The sequence below is a fragment of the Pseudomonas sp. P5_B2 genome, from assembly GCF_056400445.1.
In genome coordinates, this window is record NZ_JBFULH010001123.1 from 1 (window position 1) to 975 (window position 975).

Annotated in this window: 1 protein-coding gene; it reads left to right on the plus strand. The window is 61.5% G+C overall.

Annotated elements, in window-relative coordinates; translation table 11 throughout:
• Positions 1 to 83 precede the first annotated feature (83 nt).
• The coding region (locus AC1DRJ_RS29625) for an acyl-CoA dehydrogenase (protein ID WP_477805254.1) at positions 84 to 975 on the plus strand (892 nt) is incomplete at its 3' end.

Here is a 975-nt window from a genome sequence, read left to right on the forward strand (position 1 = left end):
ACATTTCTATCGACTGATACACCGCTTTCGCGAGCAGGCTCGCTCCCACAGGTATTGCGCCGTAACCAGATTAAGGACTTGGCATGATTCCCAATGACGAACAACTGCAGATCAGCGAAGCGGCCCGGCAGTTTGCCCAGGAACGGCTGAAGCCGTTCGCCGCCGAATGGGATCGCGAGCACCGTTTCCCCAAGGAAGCCATCGGTGAAATGGCCCAGCTGGGCTTCTTCGGCATGTTGGTGCCGGAGCAGTGGGGCGGTTGCGACACCGGTTACCTGGCCTACGCCATGGCCCTGGAAGAAATCGCCGCCGGTGACGGCGCGTGCTCGACCATCATGAGCGTGCATAACTCGGTCGGTTGCGTGCCAATCCTGCACTACGGCAACGACGACCAGAAAGAGCGCTTCCTCAAGCCACTGGCCAGCGGCGCGATGCTCGGCGCCTTTGCCCTGACCGAACCGCAGGCCGGTTCCGACGCCAGCGGCCTGAAAACCCGCGCGCGGTTGGAAGGTGATCACTACGTACTCAATGGCTGCAAGCAGTTCATCACTTCCGGGCAAAACGCCGGAGTAGTGATTGTGTTTGCCGTGACGGACCCAAGCGCCGGCAAGCGTGGCATCACCGCGCTGATCGTGCCGACCGATTCGCCGGGCTATAAAGTCGCCCGGGTCGAAGACAAACTCGGTCAACACGCGTCCGATACCTGCCAGATCCTGTTTGAAGATGTCAAAGTCCCGGTCKCCAACCGTCTGGGCGAAGAGGGCGAAGGTTACCGAATCGCCCTGGCCAACCTCGAAGGCGGCCGCGTCGGCATCGCTTCGCAATCGGTGGGCATGGCCCGTGCTGCGTTTGAAGCAGCCCGTGATTACGCCCGTGAGCGCGAAAGTTTCGGCAAGCCGATCATCGAACACCAGGCGGTTGCATTCCGTCTGGCCGACATGGCCACGCAAATTGCCGTGGCCCGGCAGATGGTGC